At 64.9% G+C, this 16,050-nt stretch carries 16 protein-coding genes; 4 read left to right on the top strand and 12 right to left on the bottom strand.

Annotated features, from left to right (window positions below):
* Nucleotides 1-54: 54 nt before the first annotated feature.
* Genes ACQ5ID_RS06185 through dusA form a run of 6 tightly spaced genes read right to left on the bottom strand, consistent with a single transcriptional unit; the run spans nucleotide 55 to nucleotide 4,394 of the window.
* Nucleotides 55-1,260, bottom strand: coding sequence for a TIGR03862 family flavoprotein (locus ACQ5ID_RS06185; protein WP_429911585.1), 1,206 nt, complete (start codon nucleotides 1,258-1,260; stop codon nucleotides 55-57).
* Nucleotides 1,257-2,033, bottom strand: a complete 777-nt coding sequence (locus ACQ5ID_RS06180) for a crotonase/enoyl-CoA hydratase family protein (RefSeq protein WP_429911584.1) — start codon at nucleotides 2,031-2,033, stop codon at nucleotides 1,257-1,259. The genes ACQ5ID_RS06185 and ACQ5ID_RS06180 overlap by 4 nt, the downstream gene beginning before the upstream one ends.
* Before the next feature lie 3 nt (nucleotides 2,034-2,036).
* Nucleotides 2,037-2,300, bottom strand: coding sequence for a helix-turn-helix domain-containing protein (locus tag ACQ5ID_RS06175; protein WP_429911583.1), 264 nt, complete (start codon nucleotides 2,298-2,300; stop codon nucleotides 2,037-2,039).
* Nucleotides 2,281-2,574: a BrnT family toxin gene (locus tag ACQ5ID_RS06170; RefSeq protein ID WP_429911582.1), complete on the bottom strand. Its 294-nt coding sequence runs from the start codon at nucleotides 2,572-2,574 to the stop codon at nucleotides 2,281-2,283. The genes ACQ5ID_RS06175 and ACQ5ID_RS06170 overlap by 20 nt, the downstream gene beginning before the upstream one ends.
* 18 nt (nucleotides 2,575-2,592) lie before the next feature.
* Nucleotides 2,593-3,405 (bottom strand): sulfite exporter TauE/SafE family protein, encoded by an 813-nt coding sequence (locus ACQ5ID_RS06165; protein WP_429911581.1) that lies wholly within the window; start codon nucleotides 3,403-3,405, stop codon nucleotides 2,593-2,595.
* Nucleotides 3,405-4,394: a tRNA dihydrouridine(20/20a) synthase DusA gene (dusA, locus tag ACQ5ID_RS06160; RefSeq protein ID WP_429911580.1), complete on the bottom strand. Its 990-nt coding sequence runs from the start codon at nucleotides 4,392-4,394 to the stop codon at nucleotides 3,405-3,407. The genes ACQ5ID_RS06165 and dusA overlap by 1 nt, the downstream gene beginning before the upstream one ends.
* 110 nt (nucleotides 4,395-4,504) lie before the next feature.
* On the opposite strand from dusA, the gene ACQ5ID_RS06155 reads away from it, so the two are divergent.
* From ACQ5ID_RS06155 to ACQ5ID_RS06145, 3 genes are all read left to right on the top strand, one after another.
* Nucleotides 4,505-4,978 carry a MaoC family dehydratase gene (locus ACQ5ID_RS06155; RefSeq protein WP_429911579.1) on the top strand — a complete coding sequence of 158 codons (474 nt, stop codon included), beginning with the start codon at nucleotides 4,505-4,507 and terminating at the stop codon, nucleotides 4,976-4,978.
* 177 nt (nucleotides 4,979-5,155) lie between these two features.
* Nucleotides 5,156-6,016, top strand: coding sequence for a hypothetical protein (locus ACQ5ID_RS06150; RefSeq protein ID WP_429911578.1), 861 nt, complete (start codon nucleotides 5,156-5,158; stop codon nucleotides 6,014-6,016).
* A gap of 116 nt (nucleotides 6,017-6,132) precedes the next feature.
* Nucleotides 6,133-7,254 (top strand): nitrilase-related carbon-nitrogen hydrolase, encoded by a 1,122-nt coding sequence (locus tag ACQ5ID_RS06145; RefSeq protein ID WP_429911577.1) that lies wholly within the window; start codon nucleotides 6,133-6,135, stop codon nucleotides 7,252-7,254.
* A gap of 146 nt (nucleotides 7,255-7,400) precedes the next feature.
* Here the strand turns inward: ACQ5ID_RS06145 and ACQ5ID_RS06140 are convergent, their stop codons facing one another.
* From ACQ5ID_RS06140 to ACQ5ID_RS06120, 5 genes are all read right to left on the bottom strand, one after another.
* Nucleotides 7,401-8,741 (bottom strand): flavin monoamine oxidase family protein, encoded by a 1,341-nt coding sequence (locus tag ACQ5ID_RS06140; RefSeq protein WP_429911576.1) that lies wholly within the window; start codon nucleotides 8,739-8,741, stop codon nucleotides 7,401-7,403.
* Nucleotides 8,734-10,200 carry a sodium/proline symporter gene (locus ACQ5ID_RS06135; RefSeq protein WP_429911575.1) on the bottom strand — a complete coding sequence of 489 codons (1,467 nt, stop codon included), beginning with the start codon at nucleotides 10,198-10,200 and terminating at the stop codon, nucleotides 8,734-8,736. The genes ACQ5ID_RS06140 and ACQ5ID_RS06135 overlap by 8 nt, the downstream gene beginning before the upstream one ends.
* A gap of 20 nt (nucleotides 10,201-10,220) precedes the next feature.
* Complete coding sequence (locus ACQ5ID_RS06130; RefSeq protein WP_429911574.1) at nucleotides 10,221-11,516, bottom strand: APC family permease; 1,296 nt, start codon at nucleotides 11,514-11,516, stop codon at nucleotides 10,221-10,223.
* A 78-nt stretch (nucleotides 11,517-11,594) separates the two neighbouring features.
* Complete coding sequence (locus tag ACQ5ID_RS06125) at nucleotides 11,595-12,026, bottom strand: hypothetical protein (protein WP_429911573.1); 432 nt, start codon at nucleotides 12,024-12,026, stop codon at nucleotides 11,595-11,597.
* 4 nt (nucleotides 12,027-12,030) lie between these two features.
* Complete coding sequence (locus ACQ5ID_RS06120) at nucleotides 12,031-12,378, bottom strand: glycine zipper domain-containing protein (RefSeq protein WP_429911572.1); 348 nt, start codon at nucleotides 12,376-12,378, stop codon at nucleotides 12,031-12,033.
* A 157-nt stretch (nucleotides 12,379-12,535) separates the two neighbouring features.
* Between ACQ5ID_RS06120 and mgtE the strand changes: the two genes are divergently transcribed.
* Nucleotides 12,536-13,840, top strand: a complete 1,305-nt coding sequence (mgtE, locus tag ACQ5ID_RS06115) for a magnesium transporter (RefSeq protein WP_429911571.1) — start codon at nucleotides 12,536-12,538, stop codon at nucleotides 13,838-13,840.
* Nucleotides 13,841-13,960: 120 nt separating this feature from the next.
* On the opposite strand, the gene ACQ5ID_RS06110 is transcribed toward mgtE, so the two are convergent.
* Nucleotides 13,961-16,048 carry an amidohydrolase family protein gene (locus tag ACQ5ID_RS06110; protein ID WP_429911570.1) on the bottom strand — a complete coding sequence of 696 codons (2,088 nt, stop codon included), beginning with the start codon at nucleotides 16,046-16,048 and terminating at the stop codon, nucleotides 13,961-13,963.
* Nucleotides 16,049-16,050 lie beyond the last annotated feature (2 nt).

Here is a 16,050-nt window from a genome sequence, read left to right as displayed (position 1 = left end):
TTTCAATTAGTTATTCTTATCTTTGACCCTCCGCATAAGTTATTCCTGTCTGGTTCAGGTCCGCAACCACGCCGCCACACCACTTGCAGCTGCGACGCCACTGGCAAAGCAGGCCTGCAACAGATAGCCGCCCGTGGGCGCTTCCCAGTCGAGCATTTCGCCCGCCACGAACACGCCGGGCAGCGCTTTAAGCATGAAGCGGTCATCGACTGAGCTGCGCGATATGCCGCCTGCACTGGAGATCGCCCGGTCGAGACCCTGCATGCCGGTGAGCGTGATGGGCACGGCCTTGATGCGCGCGGCCAGCTCTTGCGGTTCACGCGGCACCGCGCCCGCCTCACGCAGCAGCGCAGCAGAGAGCGGCGACAACCTCGCCTGCTTGCGCAGCGTGTTGGAAAGCGACTGGCCGGGCTTGGCGGTGCCGAGGCGTTTGGCCAGCGCCTCCTCTGATGTGTCAGGCGCAAGATCAAGGGTGAGTACCGTCTTTCCGTTGGCCTCAAGCGCTGTGCGAAGGGACGCACTCAACGTATAGATGGCCCCGCCCTCCATGCCGTAGGCCGTGATCATGGCTTCGCCGCGTATCGTGCGGCCCTGATGGGTGAAGCTGGCGGTTTTCAGCGGCTCGCCGGCGAAGCGCTCGGCAAACACGGCCGACCAGCGCACATTGAAGCCCGCATTGGACGGCGTGAAGGGCGTGATTTCTACGCCGCGCTCTTTCAACCAGCCTGTCCACTCGCCCTTCGAGCCCAGACGCGGCCAGCTTGCCCCGCCAAGCGCCAGGATCACCGCATCGGGCTCAATCGGCCGCAGAAGACCGTCCGGCCCTGCGATCAGCATGCGCCCCGCACCGTCAAATCTACGCCAGGTGTGGCGGGCATGGATGGCGACGCCCAGCGCATCCAGCCTTGCCAGCCAGGCGCGCAGGAGCGGCGAGGCTTTCATGGATTTGGGAAAGATGCGCCCGCTGGACCCGGTGAACACCGCCTGCCCCAGCCCCTCACACCATGCCGTCAGTTCGGATGGCGGAAAGGCGCGGATGGCAGGCTCCAGCCAGTCACGGGCGGTGCCATAGCGCTCCAGAAAAGCGTCCAGGCTTTCAGAATGGGTGAGGTTCAGCCCGCCCCTGCCCGCCATCAGGAATTTGCGCGCCACGCTTGGCATGCACTCATAGACGTCGACCGCAAAGCCGTCACTGGCCAGTTTTTCAGCCGCGATCAGACCCGCCGGCCCCGCCCCGATAATGGCAATGCGCTGGCTCATTCTTCTGGCGTGTCGAAACTGCCGCCCCGGCCTTCGCCTTTGGCAAACCGCGTGGCCCCTTCCACTGTCTCGCCGCTCTGCAGGGTCTTCATGCCAAGGGCGAACTCTGCGGCGAGCGCTTCGCTCTCGGAAAGACCCCACTGGGTGAGCGCGCTCATCCGGTCATGTCTCATGCAGGCTTGCGGGAAGCCAGCGATCTCGCGGGCGAGCGATAACGCGGCTTCCAGCGCCTTGCCGGGCTCGACCAGCCTGTTGGCAAGGCCAATCGAGAAGGCTTCCTCCGCGCCGACGGGACGCCCGGTCAGGATCATGTCCATGGCGCGCGACTGGCCGATCAGGCGCGGCAGGCGCACCGTCCCGCCATCGATCAGCGGCACGCCAAACCGGCGGCAGAACACGCCGAACACTGCATCACGTGCCGCTACGCGCATGTCGCACCACAAGGCCAGCTCAAGCCCGCCCGCGACCGCATGGCCTTCCACTGCGGCAATAACGGGCTTGGAGAGCATCATGCGGCTGGGGCCCATCGGACCGTCGCCTTCGGGCTCGGTGCGGTTGGGTGTGCCGCCTGCAATGGCTTTGAGATCCGCGCCTGCACAGAAAGTCCCGCCCGCCCCAGTGAGAATGGCGATATCCGCGCTTTCGTCAGCCTCAAACCGGCGGAATGCATCGGCGAGAGCTTGCGCGGTGGGTCCATCCACCGCATTGCGCCGCTCTGGCCGGTCAATCGTGATGATCGCAATGCGGGCGCTGGTCTCGTAGCGGATGGTCATGGATCAGGCGGCACCGTCCAGCGCGCGTGCCACCGCGTCCGGCATGGAGGCGATCACGCGAAGATAGTTGCGCGTGGCCGCATCGGGCTTGCGCCTGCCCTGCTCCCAGTCGCGAAGGCTCGCTACCGGCACGCCATATCTTGCAGCAAACGCAGGCTGGCTCAGCCCCGTCGCCAAGCGTGCCTTGCGGGCCAGCACCGCAGCACGGCCCCGCTCGAATTCTTCATCGGAGAGCGGCGCGTCGGGATCAGGGGCGTTGCTCGCCATGATATCTTTCTGTCTCGCGCTCATTGGCTTTCCTCACCGAAATAATGCGGGCCGCGCCATCACGCGGTGCATGGACGCATACCCAGACCCGTCCTTCTGCGAACCCGTAGGTGACAAAGCGTTCCTCGCCATAGTCAAACCGGGTATCCAGCACATCGACCCGGTTGCGGTCCGCCAGCACCATTGTGGCAAAGCCTAGCGGGACGCCATGCTTGGCGAAGTTGGCTTCATCCTTCTCAGGATCGTAGTCCAGCTCTGACCAAGTATACGGCAATGCCGCACCCCTTTCAATCTACCCCCAAACCGCCGAGCGGAGCATGTTGAGGGCGACCAGAGCGAGGCCAATCGCAAACGCCTGACGCAGGCGCGCGGCGTTGAGGCGGTGCGCAAGGCTCGCCCCCAGCGGGGTTACGAACACCGCCGTGATGGCGAGCAGCGCAAAGCCCGGCATGGAGACAAAGCCCAGCGAGAACGGCGCGCGGTCTGCAACGCTCCAGCCCGTGACCACAAAGCCCAACGCCGCCGGAAAGCCTATGGCCACGCCGAAGCCCGCCGCGGTCGCCACGGCGACATGGATGGAGCGGCCAAAGACGGTGAGCAGCGTGACGCCGAACACGCCCCCGCCAATGCCCATCAGGGCCGACATGATGCCGATCGTGCCCGCCAGCAGCGCCCGGAAGGGCTGACCCGGTAGATCATCACCGAGCTTCCAGTCCGCCCGCCCGAAGAAGAATTGCGCCGACAGCAACAGGGCGGTCAGGGCAAAGATAAAAACGAGGCCGCGCGTCGGGATCGCGCCTGCTATCGCGGAGCCTGCCAGCGCGCCCAGCACGATCCACGGACACCATTTTTTGAGGACGCCAAAGTCCACCGCGCCCTTCTTCGCATGCGCCATGACAGAGCGCGCAGAGGTGATGACGATGACGGCGAGAGAGGTGCCGACGGCTGCGTGCATGGCGTGTTCAGGGTATCCCAGAAACACCAGCGTGTAATACATGGCCGGGACCATCACGACCCCGCCGCCAATGCCGAACAGCCCGGCGATCAGCCCAGCAAATGCGCCGACGGCCAAGAGGGTGAGAAGGTAGATCAGATATTGTTCCATCAGGCCGCCGCGCGCTCCCTCACGGCGTCCAGCGCGCGCTCGATAACGTCCCAGCCCGCGCCGTCGCGATTGGCTTCCGAGGAGAGTATCTGCCGCCAGCGGCGCGCACCGGGCATCCCGGCAAACAGGCCCAGCATGTGGCGCGTTATGGCGTGCAGACGCACGCCGCGCGCCAGCTGCTCGTCCACATAGGGCCGGTAGGCCTCCACCACCGCGAAGGGATCGTCATGCGGGTCCGCCTCGCCAAAGAAGACAGAGTCCACGCGTGATAGAATGAAGGGTGTGTGATAGGCCGCCCGGCCCAGCATCACGCCGTCCAGCCCCGCCATCTCGGCGTGCGCGTGCTCGAGACTTTCCAGCCCGCCATTGAGGATGATTTCAAGCTCAGGGTGCGCGGCCTTGAGGCGGCGCACGATGTCGTAGTCCAGCGGCGGAATATCCCGGTTCTCTTTGGGTGACAGGCCTTTGAGCCACGCCTTGCGGGCATGGACGCTAAAGCTCGTCACGCCGCTCTGCGCCACCGTCTCCACGAAGGCAAACAGGGTCTCTTCCGGGTCCTGCTCGTCCACACCGAGGCGGTGCTTCACCGTCACCGGCACCGATACCGCCTCGCGCATGGCGGCCAGGCAATCGGCGACCAGTTGCGGCTCGCGCATCAGACACGCCCCGAACGTGCCGGACTGCACCCGGTCTGACGGACAGCCGACATTGAGATTGACTTCCGCATAGCCGAAATCTTCCGCGATGCGGGCCGCGTCACTGAGCAGTGCCGGGTCACTGCCGCCCAGCTGGATGGCGACCGGATGCTCGGACGCGTCAAACCCGATCAGGCGTTTCGCATCGCCGCGTATGACCGCCTGATCGACCGCCATCTCGGTATAGAGCAGCGCGCGGCGCGACATGACACGGTGGAAGGCCCGGCAATGCCGGTCGGTCCAGTCCATCATGGGCGCGACGCTGAAGCGTCTGGAAAGCGGTGCCGGGCTCATGCCCGCCATGTAGGCCAGAGCGGGCAAAAGGGCAAACGGGGCACACTCACAGGCTTCCCCGGCGCAACCAATCGCCTATTCTCCCGCCAATACAGCGCGGAGGCACTCACATGACCCAACACACAGAATTGTCCCTTGGACTGGAGCCGGGCAGCGTGATGGGCGTGTCGGACTGGACCACGCTGACGCAGGAAGACTTCAATATTTTCGGCAAGGTGACGCGCGATGAAGACCCGATGCACACCGACCCGGACTGGTGCGCCGCGCACGGCCCCTTCCCCACCACGATAAGCTTCGGCTTCTTCACGCTCGCCTTGCTGACCGGTTTCAGCCATCAGGCGAGCCCGTGGCCGGAGGGTGCCTACGCCATCAATTACGGATTTGACCGGATACGCTTTCTTGCGCCGGTGCCGGTCAATTCGCGTGTACGCGGGCATTTCGCCTTCCTTGGGGCTGAGCCGCGCGAGGATGGCTCCTTCCTCTCGCGCATGGAGGTGAGTGTGGAAATAGAGGGCGTGGACAAGCCCGCCCTCGTCGCCGAGTGGCTGGGTCTGGTCTTTCCGCCCGAAGCGCAAGCCCGGTAGCCCTTCCCGGAACCGGCACCTCCCTCTCGCGTTTCCCTGCTGATCATCTTTGGCAGGGCGTGGCAGAGCTGCGCGAGGAGGCACCCGAAAATGGGCAAGGCGATAATCATGTGGTTTCTGGGGGTTCCGATCCCCGTCATCATTCTCATTCTTTTGCTGTTCTAGGAGGCGCACGACATGACCGATGCACCCATCACCGCGCCAGTGACGGCAACCCATCCCGTCCGCTGGACTGCACAGGCCATCAGCTGGTCGGCCGTGTTTGCCGGCGCGTTTGCCGCTGGCGGGCTGACCATTATTCTCGTCATTCTGGGCTCGGCCTTCGGCTTTGGCGCGATGTCGCCCTTTGCCGGAGACGGGCTTTCCCTGACCACGATCGGCGTGGTCACGATTATCTGGCTGATCTTCACGCAAGTCTTTGCCTCTGTCCTGGGCGGCTATATCGCCGGACGCACGCGCCTGCGCTGGTCGATCCACGCCGATGAAGTCTTCTTCCGCGACAGTGTTCACGGTTTCCTGACCTGGGCGGTGGCCAGCGCCTTCATGTTTGCGGCTGCGGCCATCGCGGCTGGCGGCGGCGCGCTGGGCGCAACGGCTGTGACAGCAGCGGCGGTGCATTCCGAAGAGGGCGCGCCCGCCCCGGCAACGATCATTACCGACCGGCTTTACCGCGCACCGGGCGCCGATCCTGAAACGCTGGCAAACGCCCGTAAGGAAGCAGACCGCTTCGTGGTACGCGCCATCGCCTATCCGGACACGGTGACGGCAGAGGATCGCGCCTGGCTGGTCGAGGACGTTGCCGAACGTGCCGGTATCGGCGTCAGCGACGCCGAGGCGCGCGTGCAGAATGCGTTCAACCAGATGGACACGGCGCGCGAAGAGGCCCGCGATGAAGTTGATACAGCCCGCGCGGCCAGCGCAACGCTGGCTATCGCCACGGCCCTTGCCATGCTGTTCGGTGCCTTTGCAGCCAGCGCAGCGGCAGTGTTTGGCGGGCGTGAGCGTGACGGACTGGAAGACAGGCTGGTTTCGCCCTAGCGCATCGGCCTGTTTTCATCAAAGGGCGCAGCTTTCCCCGGGCTGCGCCCTTTTTTCCTGCCTGGAAACCCGGCACACTGGTGAAGCGTAACTTCCCTACGCACTAGAGGTGTCACATGCCCCGCTGGCTTGTATTCATCGCGTGTATTGCCATCGCCGCGCTGGCGGGATGGTCGTTCTGGCGTGCGCTTCCCGCGCCGGATGCGCCCGTTGCCGACCCGATAGTGGTCAGCGAGACCGGCACCCGTTCAGGTGCCAATCTGATCGCCATAGAGCCGGTGATGCGCGTGGAAGATTATACCAGCGCAGACGCATTCCATGCGCGCCTCGCCGACTACCTCGAAGCCGCGCGCGAGGCAGGTGTGCTGACGCCGCGAAGCATTGCCGTCTTCCCCGAACATATCGGCACCTGGCTCGTCGCGGCGAACGCGCCGCGCGGTGTCTACCGTGCAAGCAGTGTGGACGGGGCGATGATTGCGCTCATCGCCGCCAATCCCCTGCCCTATGGCGGCTCACTGCTGGCAAGCGAAGAGCCGGACCGCGCGGCGGCGGCCATTTTCCGCATGCGCAGCGCGGACACGGCGGCAGGCTATCAGAGGGCCTTCTCGGCGTTGGCGCAGGAGTATGAGATCACCATCGTCGCCGGATCCGTCGTGCTGGCGGGCGCCCGCATCGAGGACGGCGCGATCCTGACGGACGCGGATGGCCCGCTGGAGAATATCAGCGCGGTGTTTGCCCCCGATGGACGCGTGCACGGCGCGCTGGTGCGCAAGGCCTATCCCATACCGTCCGAAGCTGGCTTCACCGCCGCGGCCAGCCTGGACGACTATCCGGTGTTCGATACGCCTGCCGGGCGGCTGGGCGTGCTGATCTGCGCCGATTCCTGGCACCCGGATGTCTACGCCGCGCTTGGCGATGCCGAGCTGCTGGCCGTACCGGCCTTCCTGCAGCCGGGCGATGTGTGGGACGCGCCGTGGGGTGGCTATGTCACCCCATGGCCCGATGACGTGCCGCGCGGCGATGCAGGCCATCTGACCGAAGGCGAAGCCTGGCAGACCCATGCGCTGGCGGGGCGGTTGGCAAGCACCTCTGCGCGCGCGGGGATCACGGCGTTTCTCGGCGGATCGCTCTGGGACATGGGATCAGACGGCGCGGCGATTGCCGTCAATGGCGAAGGCGTCCACACCGCCACCCGCACGAGCGGCGGGCAGGTAGTGGTGATGTGGGTGGGGGATTAGGCGGAAGGCTCGCGCCTTGGCGGTTTCTCCCCCCGTTTACGGGGGGAGTGGCCCGAAGGGCCGAGGGGGGGATAGTTCAAATAGTTTCCCCCCTCCGTCAGCTACGCTGACACCTCCCCCGTAAACGGGGAAGGAAAGACGGCAACTCACCCACCCAGCACGGCCCTCACCTCACCCGCAGCCCTGGCGCCCGCCTCCAGCGCGCCTTCGATATAGCCAAAGCCGTAGGTGGCGGTTTCGGTGCCGGCCACGTGGATCGGCCCGACAGGATCGCGCAAGCCCTTGCCCAGCGTCGTCCAGACGCCGGGACCAAGTATCGAGGCGTAGCAGCCGCGCGTCCACGGATCGCTGGTCCAGTCCTTGTCGGCATAGTCGATGGGCGAGCGCGCCTCCGGCCCGAAGAATCCGGCAAAGGCGTCCAGCACCGCGTCGCGGCGCGTCTCTGCTGACACTGGCGACCAGCGGCGCGCTTCCTCGCCCTCGATGAAGCCGAGGAGCAGTCCGGCATCCTTGCCCTTCTCGGTATTGTCGAAGGTGACGCGCACGGCGAGATCGCCGCCTACTGCTTGCCCGGACAGGCCGCGGGTCCGCCAGAAGGGCCGGTCGTACTGGGCCACGCACTTGATGCAGGCCCCGGCGGGCATGCGCCGCCATAGCGCATCGCGGTTTGACGGCAAGGCCGGATCGAAGCGTATGCCCAACGCCTGAGAGGGCGGGACGGCGAGGATTACGCGCTTTGCCCGCCAGCTCTGGCGGCTGGTGGTGACGGTCGCGCCATCTTTGTCCCAGCCGATTTCCTGCACCGGCTCGCCATAGCGCACACAATCGCCCAGAGAGGCGGCCAGAGCGGTAGCCAGCCCGCCCATGCCGCCATGCACCCGATCCTGCTGCGCGCCGCCGGAAACCGACAGGAGCGCATCCAGCGAGCCGCCGGAACGCGCGTAGAACAGGGCGTGCAGCAAGGAGAGCTCGTGCGGCTCGGCGCAGAACACAGCCCCGATGCCGATGGTGAACATCTCGCGTGCACGCTTCGTGAGCGTGTGGCGTTTCAGGAAATCGGCAACCGTCATCCGGTCCCATATATGCGCTTTGGGGTGCGTCCATGGCGCCGCCGGATCGAGCTGGCGCGCCATCTTTTCAAAACGTGAGAGGGCGTTGTTGAGATCGAGCAGGACAGGGATGGAGAGGCCGGGGATGGTGCCGCGATAGCGCTTGAGGCGCCCGGCCTTCACCAGATGATCGCCCTCATCCCAGAGCGGATAGGTGGCAAAGCCCATCTCGGCGATGAGGCCATAGAGCCGGTCCTGACCGGGGCCGACCCACTGGCCGCCAAGATCGGTCCCGCCGCCATTGGCAAAGGTGTGGGAGAGCACGCGCCCGCCCGCCCGCTCTCGCGCTTCCAGCACCACGACGTCATGGCCGGGCGCGAGGCGGCGCGCGGCCTCCAGCCCGGAAAAGCCTGCGCCGATGATGATGACATCATGCATGGGCAGGCCGCCTCCAGCTGAAGACGATGAGGAGCGGCAACACCCACGGCACCACGCGCTCGAAGGGTGAACCCGGCAGGGCCGCAAGATCAGCCAGGAAACCGCCCAGACCGCCCGTGCCTTCCAGTCCCATACCCCTGATGAGGAAGAAAAGCGCGCTCATGCCAAAGCCCAGAGCCATGGCGGCAAGGATCGCGCCGGTGGCGGGTTCCACGCGCGCCACGCGGGCGACGATGATCGGCCCGAAGGCAGCGCCCAGCGCGGACCATGAGAACAGCACCCGGTCAAAGATCGTCGCCGGGATGGCCAGCGCCATCATCACCGCCGCGGCGCACAAAGCCGCCATGACGATGCGCGAGATCGTCACTTCGCGGCCCGGATAGCGCTTCGAGACGCCCATATCGTGGGAGACGGCTGCGGAGGTGGCGATAAGCAGGGAATCCACCGTCGACATCACGGCCGACAGCACGGCAGCAATGATGATTCCGGCGAGCACGGGCGGTAAAAGTTCGCCTGCCAGCGTGTAGAACAGCGCCTCGCCCTCCTGCCCTGCCCCCAGCAGCGCACGGCCTGACAGGGCCAGCGTCACCATGCCCGTATAGACGATGAGGCCCCAGCCAATGGAGACGGCGAAGGCGCGCTTCCTTGCCGCCTCGTCCTTCACCGCCATCAGGCGGCTCATCAATTGTGGCTGGCCGAACGTGCCAAGCCCGATACCGGCCACGCCCAGCGCAAAGCCGATGAAGATGAAAAAGGCGCGTTCCCCGGTGAAGGACATATAGCCGTCGGGAGCGGTGGCCTGCAGCGTGGTCCAGACTTCAGCCGGGCCACCTGCGGCTATGAGGGCGAGCACGGGCAGCAGGATGGCGATAAGGGCCATCATCGCGCCCTGCAGCGTGTCGGTGATGCTGACGGCCCAGAAGCCGCCCAGCAGCGAATAGAGCAGGATGATGCCGGCACCGACGAGCACGCTTTCCATCCGGCCAAGGCCGAACTGGTTTTCAAAGGCGATGGCCGCCGCGCCGAACTGGGCCGCGATGTAGAAGATGAAGCAGAAGAGGACGAGCAGCGCGCCGGCCCACAATATCGCCGTGCGGCCTGTGCCTTTCGCGCGCGCCGCCAAAAAATCGCCCAGCGTCACCTGATTTTCGGCTGCACTCTCGGCGCGCATGCGCGGGCCGAACCAGACCCACATCACGACATAGCCGCCCAGTATCCCCGGCACCATCCAGAGCGCGGAGAGCCCTACCGCATAGACAAACCCGGAAAAGCCTAAGAGCACCCAGGCAGACGAGGTGGAGGCCGCGTAGGACAGGCCCGCCACCCACGGCCCCAGCCCGCGCCCGCCCAGCAGGAAATCGGTCTCGGTGCGGTTCAGGCGCGAGGCCCACAGGCCCACCCCGACCAGCACCAGCTTGTAGGTCACCAGCGTGATCAGTACGGCCAGCTCAGCGTTCATGCCCCATCCCCTTCATGTGCTCAGGCGCGGCGCGCGTTCAGATACTTCATCAGCGCATAGACTAGCGCCCCTGCCACCAGAAAGGCCGCCGTAATGGCCATGGAGCGCAGCGGCACCTGGCTGAGCAGCACCAGCGAGCCGAGTACGGCCAGCACAGGTATGGTCCAGCCCAGCGGCAGACGCATCGGCTTTTCGGTTTCGGCAGGCAGAGCGCGCACGCGCGGCATGGCCGCGATGCAGCCTACGTAAATCAGCACGCGCACAAAGGCGCTCATCGCGGCGAGGGCAAAGAAATCACCCACCACGGCGAGGAGCGTCGCCAGCACGGCGAAGAAGATGATGGAGTTGGCCGGCACATGGGTGCGCTCATCCACCTTGCCGAACCAGGCGGGCAGCGTCTTTTCCAGCGCCAGCGCGTAGGTCAGGCGCGGGGTGGTCACCACCGTGCCGGTGATATTGCCGCCGACCGAGACAATCACGCCCAGCGTCAGGAGAAGCGCGCCCGCAGGCCCGAACAGGATCGCGCCTGCATCGACCAGCGCGCGTTCTGAATTGGCCAGATCCGGCACCACCGCCACGCAGACGATCTGGATGACCACATAGAGCAGCGCCACGACGCCCAGCGCCCAGAACAGGCCCAGCGGCATGGCCCTGCCCGGTTCGCGCGTTTCGCCCGCCGGGATGACCGCCGACTCCCATCCGACAAAGGCATAGATGACCAGCAATACGGCCGCGCTCCATTGCGCGCTGGCCGGAAAGCCGAGCGAATTGTCGGGGAAGATATCCGGATTGATGTGGAAGAGGCCCACCAGGGCAATGGCCAGCAATGGCAGGAATTTCAGGATGGTCAGCAGACCCATTGCGCGCATGGCAGGTTTCGCGCCTGCGATATTGATGCCCGCCAGCACGGCGATGATGGCGACGATGACCAGAATACGCAGCGGCCCACCTTCAAGTGCAGGCACGAAGAAGGCGATGGAGGCCACCATCAGGTTCACATTGGCGGCAAAGGCGGTGATGCGCGTGGCGTAGACGGCCAATCCGGTCTCGAACCCGGCAAACTTGCCAAAAGCCGTTCGCACATAGAGCACCGGCCCGCCAGTGGAGGTGAAGCGGCTAGCCAGCTCTGCATAGCAGGCAACGATCAGGCCCAGCAGGATGGCGCAGACGACATAGACCAGCGGGCTCCACACGCCCATCAGCGCCGCCGCACCGGCAGGCACGGCAAAAATACCGGCCCCGATCATGCCGTTGACGGCCAGAAGCCAGATGCCCCGGGCCGTTATCTGCCGTTGAAGTTTTTCGCCGCCAGCCATCGCTGCCCCCGCATCGGTGTGGGGGCAGAGACTGGTCTGCTACGCGGGAATGGGCAAGTGCACGGCGCGGATGGCAGGCTAGTCAGAGTCCTCGTCGTCACCGCTCCGGCCACCGAGGACGATCATAAGCGCGATGGCAGCTGCGCCTGCGGCCAGCAGCCCGCCGCCTTTCAGTGCGGGCAGGGCCGAAACGAGCGCGATCTTAGCCAAGCGCTTCTCCGCCTCGCGCTGCGCGCGCTCACGGGCTTCATGGCGCTTTTGCTCCACAGCCATCACGATGAGCACGATGAGCGCGGCCAGCAGAAATACGCCCGCCATGACGGCCAGCGTGGTGACAAGGCCGATAGCCTCGGCCAGCAGGACGCTGGCGAGTACACAGCCGAACACCACCGCGCCAATAACGCACAGGGCCAGCAGGATTTTCAGATAGATGCGGCGCTTGAAATGCCGGCTGACCAGCGATACGTGCCCGCTGGCCAGCGACAACATGCCGTTTAAAGGACCAAGCATGCCGTTAGCGGCGCGCCAGGAAGCCGATCAGAAGGCCGGCAGCAGCCGCAATACCGAGCGCCTGCCAGGGATTTTCCTTGGTTTCCTTGAGGATACGGCCCTCGACTGTGTTCCACTGGTCGACGACCTCCTCGACGAGTTGCTCGCCAACATCTTTGCCCTGCTTGACCGTCGTTTTGGCCGCCGTGGAGGCTTCGTGGGCACCGACTTTTCCAACGCGGCCCACCTGCTCTACCAGCTCACGAAATTCGCGCTTCAGCTCGGCCAGCTCGGCAGCGAGAGACTCCGCGTCGGCTTCGCGCTTGACGGCGTCTTTCGCCTGTTTGGCGGCGCGTGCAGCAGAGGTGCTCATATGTCTGTCCTTCCTTCTACGGGGCAATCATGCGAGGCGGTGTGAGGGGCTTGCCCAAAGACGCAGCCAACTGTCTGCTATGTCCTTGGTAAGAACCGCCCTGCGGGTCTAGAACACAATTAACGCAGCACGATCCCGATGGTTGCAAGGAGTCCCCATGGCGCTTGATGAAGCTGACATCCAGATCAAAATCGACGCGGAAGACCACCCCGCGGACATTGCATCTGCCCTGTCGGAGATTGATCCGGGCGAAGGCTGGAAGCTTCTGTGCGCACTGCCTGTCGAGGTTCAGGCCGAGGTGTTCGGCTATATCGAGCCGGAGCTGCAGGAAGAAACCATCGAGCACATGACACGCCCGCAGCTCACGGCCCTCATCACCGAGATGAAGGCCGATGACCGGGCGGACGTGTTCAACCGCCTGTCGGAAGAGCAGCAGGAAATGCTGCTGCCCGCACTGGCGCATGTGGAACGCGAGAATATCCGCAAGCTGGCTTCGTACGAGGAGGGGACAGCCGGGGCCATCATGACCTCGGACTACGCCACCTTGAAGCCCGAGATGACGGCAAAGGAAGCCATCGCGCAGCTGCGCCGCGAGGCCCCTGACAAGGAAACCATCTACCGCACCTATGTGCTCAAAGATGATCGCGAGCTGATCGGCACGGTGCGCCTGACCGACCTGATCCTCGCCCCGCCCTCGCGCAAAGTCGCCGATCTGATGGATGACGATCCGGTCTATGTGTTTGTGGACGACGACCAGGAGAGCGTGGCACGCACCATCGCCAAGTACGACATTCTGGCCGTGCCGGTGGTCGACGCGCAGCACCATCTGCTGGGCATCGTCACACACGACGACGCGATCGATGCGCTGGAAGAAGAGGCTACGCAAGACTTCCTGCGCCTGGGCGCGCACGGTGAGATTACCGAGAGCGTGCGGACCGCCGGTATCATCACGCTCTACCGCGCGCGCATTGTCTGGCTGGTCCTGCTGGTCTTCGGCAATCTATTGTCGGGCTTTGGCATCGCCTATTTCGAGGACACGATTGCCGCCCATATCGCGCTGATCTTCTTCCTGCCGTTGCTGATCGCCTCTGGCGGCAATGCCGGGTCTCAGGCCGCCACGCTGATGGTGCGCGCGCTGGCCACCGGCGATGTCAGATCGCGTGACTGGGGGCGCATGCTGGGCCGGGAGTTTCTGGTGGCCGGCGCGCTCGGCATCACGATGGCACTGGCGGTATCGGGTATCGGCATTTTCCGGGGCGGGCCGGATATTGCGATGGTGGTGGCCAGCTCCATGATCATCATAGTGCTGGTGGGCAGCCTGATCGGCATGTCCCTGCCCTTCATCCTGTCACGCTTCAACATGGACCCGGCAACGGCCAGCGCACCGCTGGTTACCTCCATCGCGGACGCAACCGGCGTGGTGATCTACTTCTCCATCGCCAGCATGGTGCTGTTTACCTGATCCCTCGTCCTTCGGGACGCTGACCAACGTTCGCCCTCAGGATGAGGGATCTGGTATGGAAACGCCCCTCATGCTGAGGAGTAGCGATAGCTGCGTCTCGAAGCACGAGGGAAGTAAGCTCTACTCCACCACCCTCATCGCCGGTACATCGGTGAAGGGGCGGATGCCGAACTCGGGGTAGATTTCGCTCGGGAAATAGACCCGTCCATCGGCGACTACTGCGGCGATGGTCTTGATCTCGCGCAGGTCTTGCGTGGGATCGCCCGGCACCAGGAAGAAGTCGGCCAGATAGCCCGGCTCGATACGGCCAAGCTCGTTTTCAACGCCGAGAAACGCCGCCATGCCATGGCTGGCCCAGCCGAGGATCTCGGCCGGTTCCATCCCGATAAGCTGATAAAGCTCCAGCTCGCGGTGATAGGTGAAGGAGCCACCCAGATCGGTGCCCGGCACCATCGCGATACCGCGCTCACGCATCATGGCCAGCATCTGGCGTATCTGCTCGAACGCGCCGCGATAGGCTTCGTCCTCTTCGGGCGAACCGATGGCCGACATCGCACTGCGCGCACCACGCTGGGCGTTGACGGGCAGATGGTCGACATAGTCCACCGCGCCGGCAAACACCTCGCCATTGCGCGACAGCAATAGCTGCTCGTGGATGGCGAAGGTCGGGTCGATGGCGACCCCGCGCTCTACCATGGCATCGATGGTGGCCTGAACATTTGGACTGTCGAGGTCCAGAACGGGAAGGCGCTGCAGCGCGGTCAGGCGCAATAGCGTGCGGGTGTCCTCGTCGGCGTCCAGCACCCAGCCCAGCATGAGCTGGTTGATGTGGACGATCTCGTCATAGCCCGCCTCGATCATCGCATCGGCATTGGTAAAGGCCGGGATATGGCCGGTCACACGCAAGCCCCGCTCGCGCGCGGCCGCGATCACCGCCGGTATCCATTCAGGCCGCATGGAGTTGTAGATCTTGATCTGGTGGAAGCCGCCACGGTCGGCATAGTCATGGACAGCCTGGACGGCCTCTTCCTCGCTTTCCACCACCACGCCGCTATTGGAATTGAACGGGCTGCGCCCTTCGATGAAGGCGCTGCGATAGAGGCGCGGGCCGGCCACGCGGCCTGCCTCGATATTGGCGATAAGACCTTCAAGCACCTCATTATTATTGCCCATGTCCCGCGCGCTCGTCACGCCTGCGGCGATGTTCAGGAAGGCGCTCGCCTCGCCCATATGGGCGTGCATTTCAAACAGGCCGGGCAGCAGCGATCCGCCCGTGCCGTCAATCTCCACCTCACCGGCACGCGAGGGCATGTCCAGCGGATCGATAGCCGCGATGCGATTGCCTTCAACGACGACCGAGACCGGCTCGCCCAGTGCTTCGCTCAAAGGGTCAAAGACGCGCACATTGCGTACGCGCACAGGCCCGTCAAATTCATGCGCGACCCGCGCCTGAATGGCCTCAAAGCGGCTGGCACCGTAATCAGCGGCCAGCTCACGCAGGCGCTCGTCCTCGCCTTCAAAGCCTTCGGCCAGTATGGCGAAAGAGGGCGAGATGACCCCGAAAAACGCCTCGCCATCCATCAGGAAATAGGTGGGGTTCAGACCCAGCCCGGAGAGCGCCCAGCTGGTAATCTCGCGCGTCTCGTCACCATTGGAGACCGTCAGCCGGTCCATCTCTTCCATCCGCACCTCACCGCCGGGAATGGCCGCCAGGCGGTTACCGTCAGCGGCCATCAGCGCACGGGCCGTAATGGCGAGGCTGTAGGGGCTGGAGTTCTGCGGCGCGTAAAGGGCAGGCCCGGCCACATCCATCTCGTTCTCGCCGGTCGTGTCCCGCCAGAAGGCCGCGCCGTCTTCGAGGCGGAAAACCTCGTCCACCGCATTGCCGAAGGTTGTCGTGCCATTGATGGCCCAATGGGTTGGCAGGCCATCACCGTCCAGCACCACCACTTCATTGAAGGTCGGACCACGGCCATTATTGCGGAATTCGTAGAAGATGGCGTAACCGCTTTCCTGCGGCGTTACCTGCACCGCGCCGATGGGCGTGCCGCTGGCCAGAACGGTGAAGCTTGCCGCTTCATGCTCCACAGGACCGGCCCAGTGCGCCGCCTGCGCCGGCGGCTCTGCGGGGCGCTCGGCCGCCGGTTCACAGGCCGCAAGGCCCCCTGCAAAAACTGCAATACCTGCCAGCCGCACAAGCGTCGCCATGG

This window comes from Glycocaulis sp. (genome assembly GCF_050485565.1).
GTDB lineage: Bacteria > Pseudomonadota > Alphaproteobacteria > Caulobacterales > Maricaulaceae > Glycocaulis.
This window is presented reverse-complemented; position numbering and strand designations above follow the sequence as displayed.

Excerpts from the sequence above, each read along its gene's own strand:
- ACQ5ID_RS06185 (WP_429911585.1), bottom strand. The coding sequence starts at position 1,260 with ATGAGCCAGCGCATTGCCATTATCGGGGCGGGGCCGGCGGGTCTGATC.
- ACQ5ID_RS06180 (WP_429911584.1), bottom strand. The coding sequence starts at position 2,033 with ATGACCATCCGCTACGAGACCAGCGCCCGCATTGCGATCATCACGATT.
- ACQ5ID_RS06175 (WP_429911583.1), bottom strand. The coding sequence starts at position 2,300 with ATGGCGAGCAACGCCCCTGATCCCGACGCGCCGCTCTCCGATGAAGAA.
- ACQ5ID_RS06165 (WP_429911581.1), bottom strand. The coding sequence starts at position 3,405 with ATGGAACAATATCTGATCTACCTTCTCACCCTCTTGGCCGTCGGCGCA.
- dusA (WP_429911580.1), bottom strand. The coding sequence starts at position 4,394 with ATGAGCCCGGCACCGCTTTCCAGACGCTTCAGCGTCGCGCCCATGATG.
- ACQ5ID_RS06155 (WP_429911579.1), top strand. The coding sequence starts at position 4,505 with ATGACCCAACACACAGAATTGTCCCTTGGACTGGAGCCGGGCAGCGTG.
- ACQ5ID_RS06150 (WP_429911578.1), top strand. The coding sequence starts at position 5,156 with ATGACCGATGCACCCATCACCGCGCCAGTGACGGCAACCCATCCCGTC.
- ACQ5ID_RS06145 (WP_429911577.1), top strand. The coding sequence starts at position 6,133 with ATGCCCCGCTGGCTTGTATTCATCGCGTGTATTGCCATCGCCGCGCTG.
- ACQ5ID_RS06140 (WP_429911576.1), bottom strand. The coding sequence starts at position 8,741 with ATGCATGATGTCATCATCATCGGCGCAGGCTTTTCCGGGCTGGAGGCC.
- ACQ5ID_RS06135 (WP_429911575.1), bottom strand. The coding sequence starts at position 10,200 with ATGAACGCTGAGCTGGCCGTACTGATCACGCTGGTGACCTACAAGCTG.
- ACQ5ID_RS06130 (WP_429911574.1), bottom strand. The coding sequence starts at position 11,516 with ATGGCTGGCGGCGAAAAACTTCAACGGCAGATAACGGCCCGGGGCATC.
- ACQ5ID_RS06125 (WP_429911573.1), bottom strand. The coding sequence starts at position 12,026 with ATGCTTGGTCCTTTAAACGGCATGTTGTCGCTGGCCAGCGGGCACGTA.
- ACQ5ID_RS06120 (WP_429911572.1), bottom strand. The coding sequence starts at position 12,378 with ATGAGCACCTCTGCTGCACGCGCCGCCAAACAGGCGAAAGACGCCGTC.
- mgtE (WP_429911571.1), top strand. The coding sequence starts at position 12,536 with ATGGCGCTTGATGAAGCTGACATCCAGATCAAAATCGACGCGGAAGAC.
- ACQ5ID_RS06110 (WP_429911570.1), bottom strand. The coding sequence starts at position 16,048 with ATGGCGACGCTTGTGCGGCTGGCAGGTATTGCAGTTTTTGCAGGGGGC.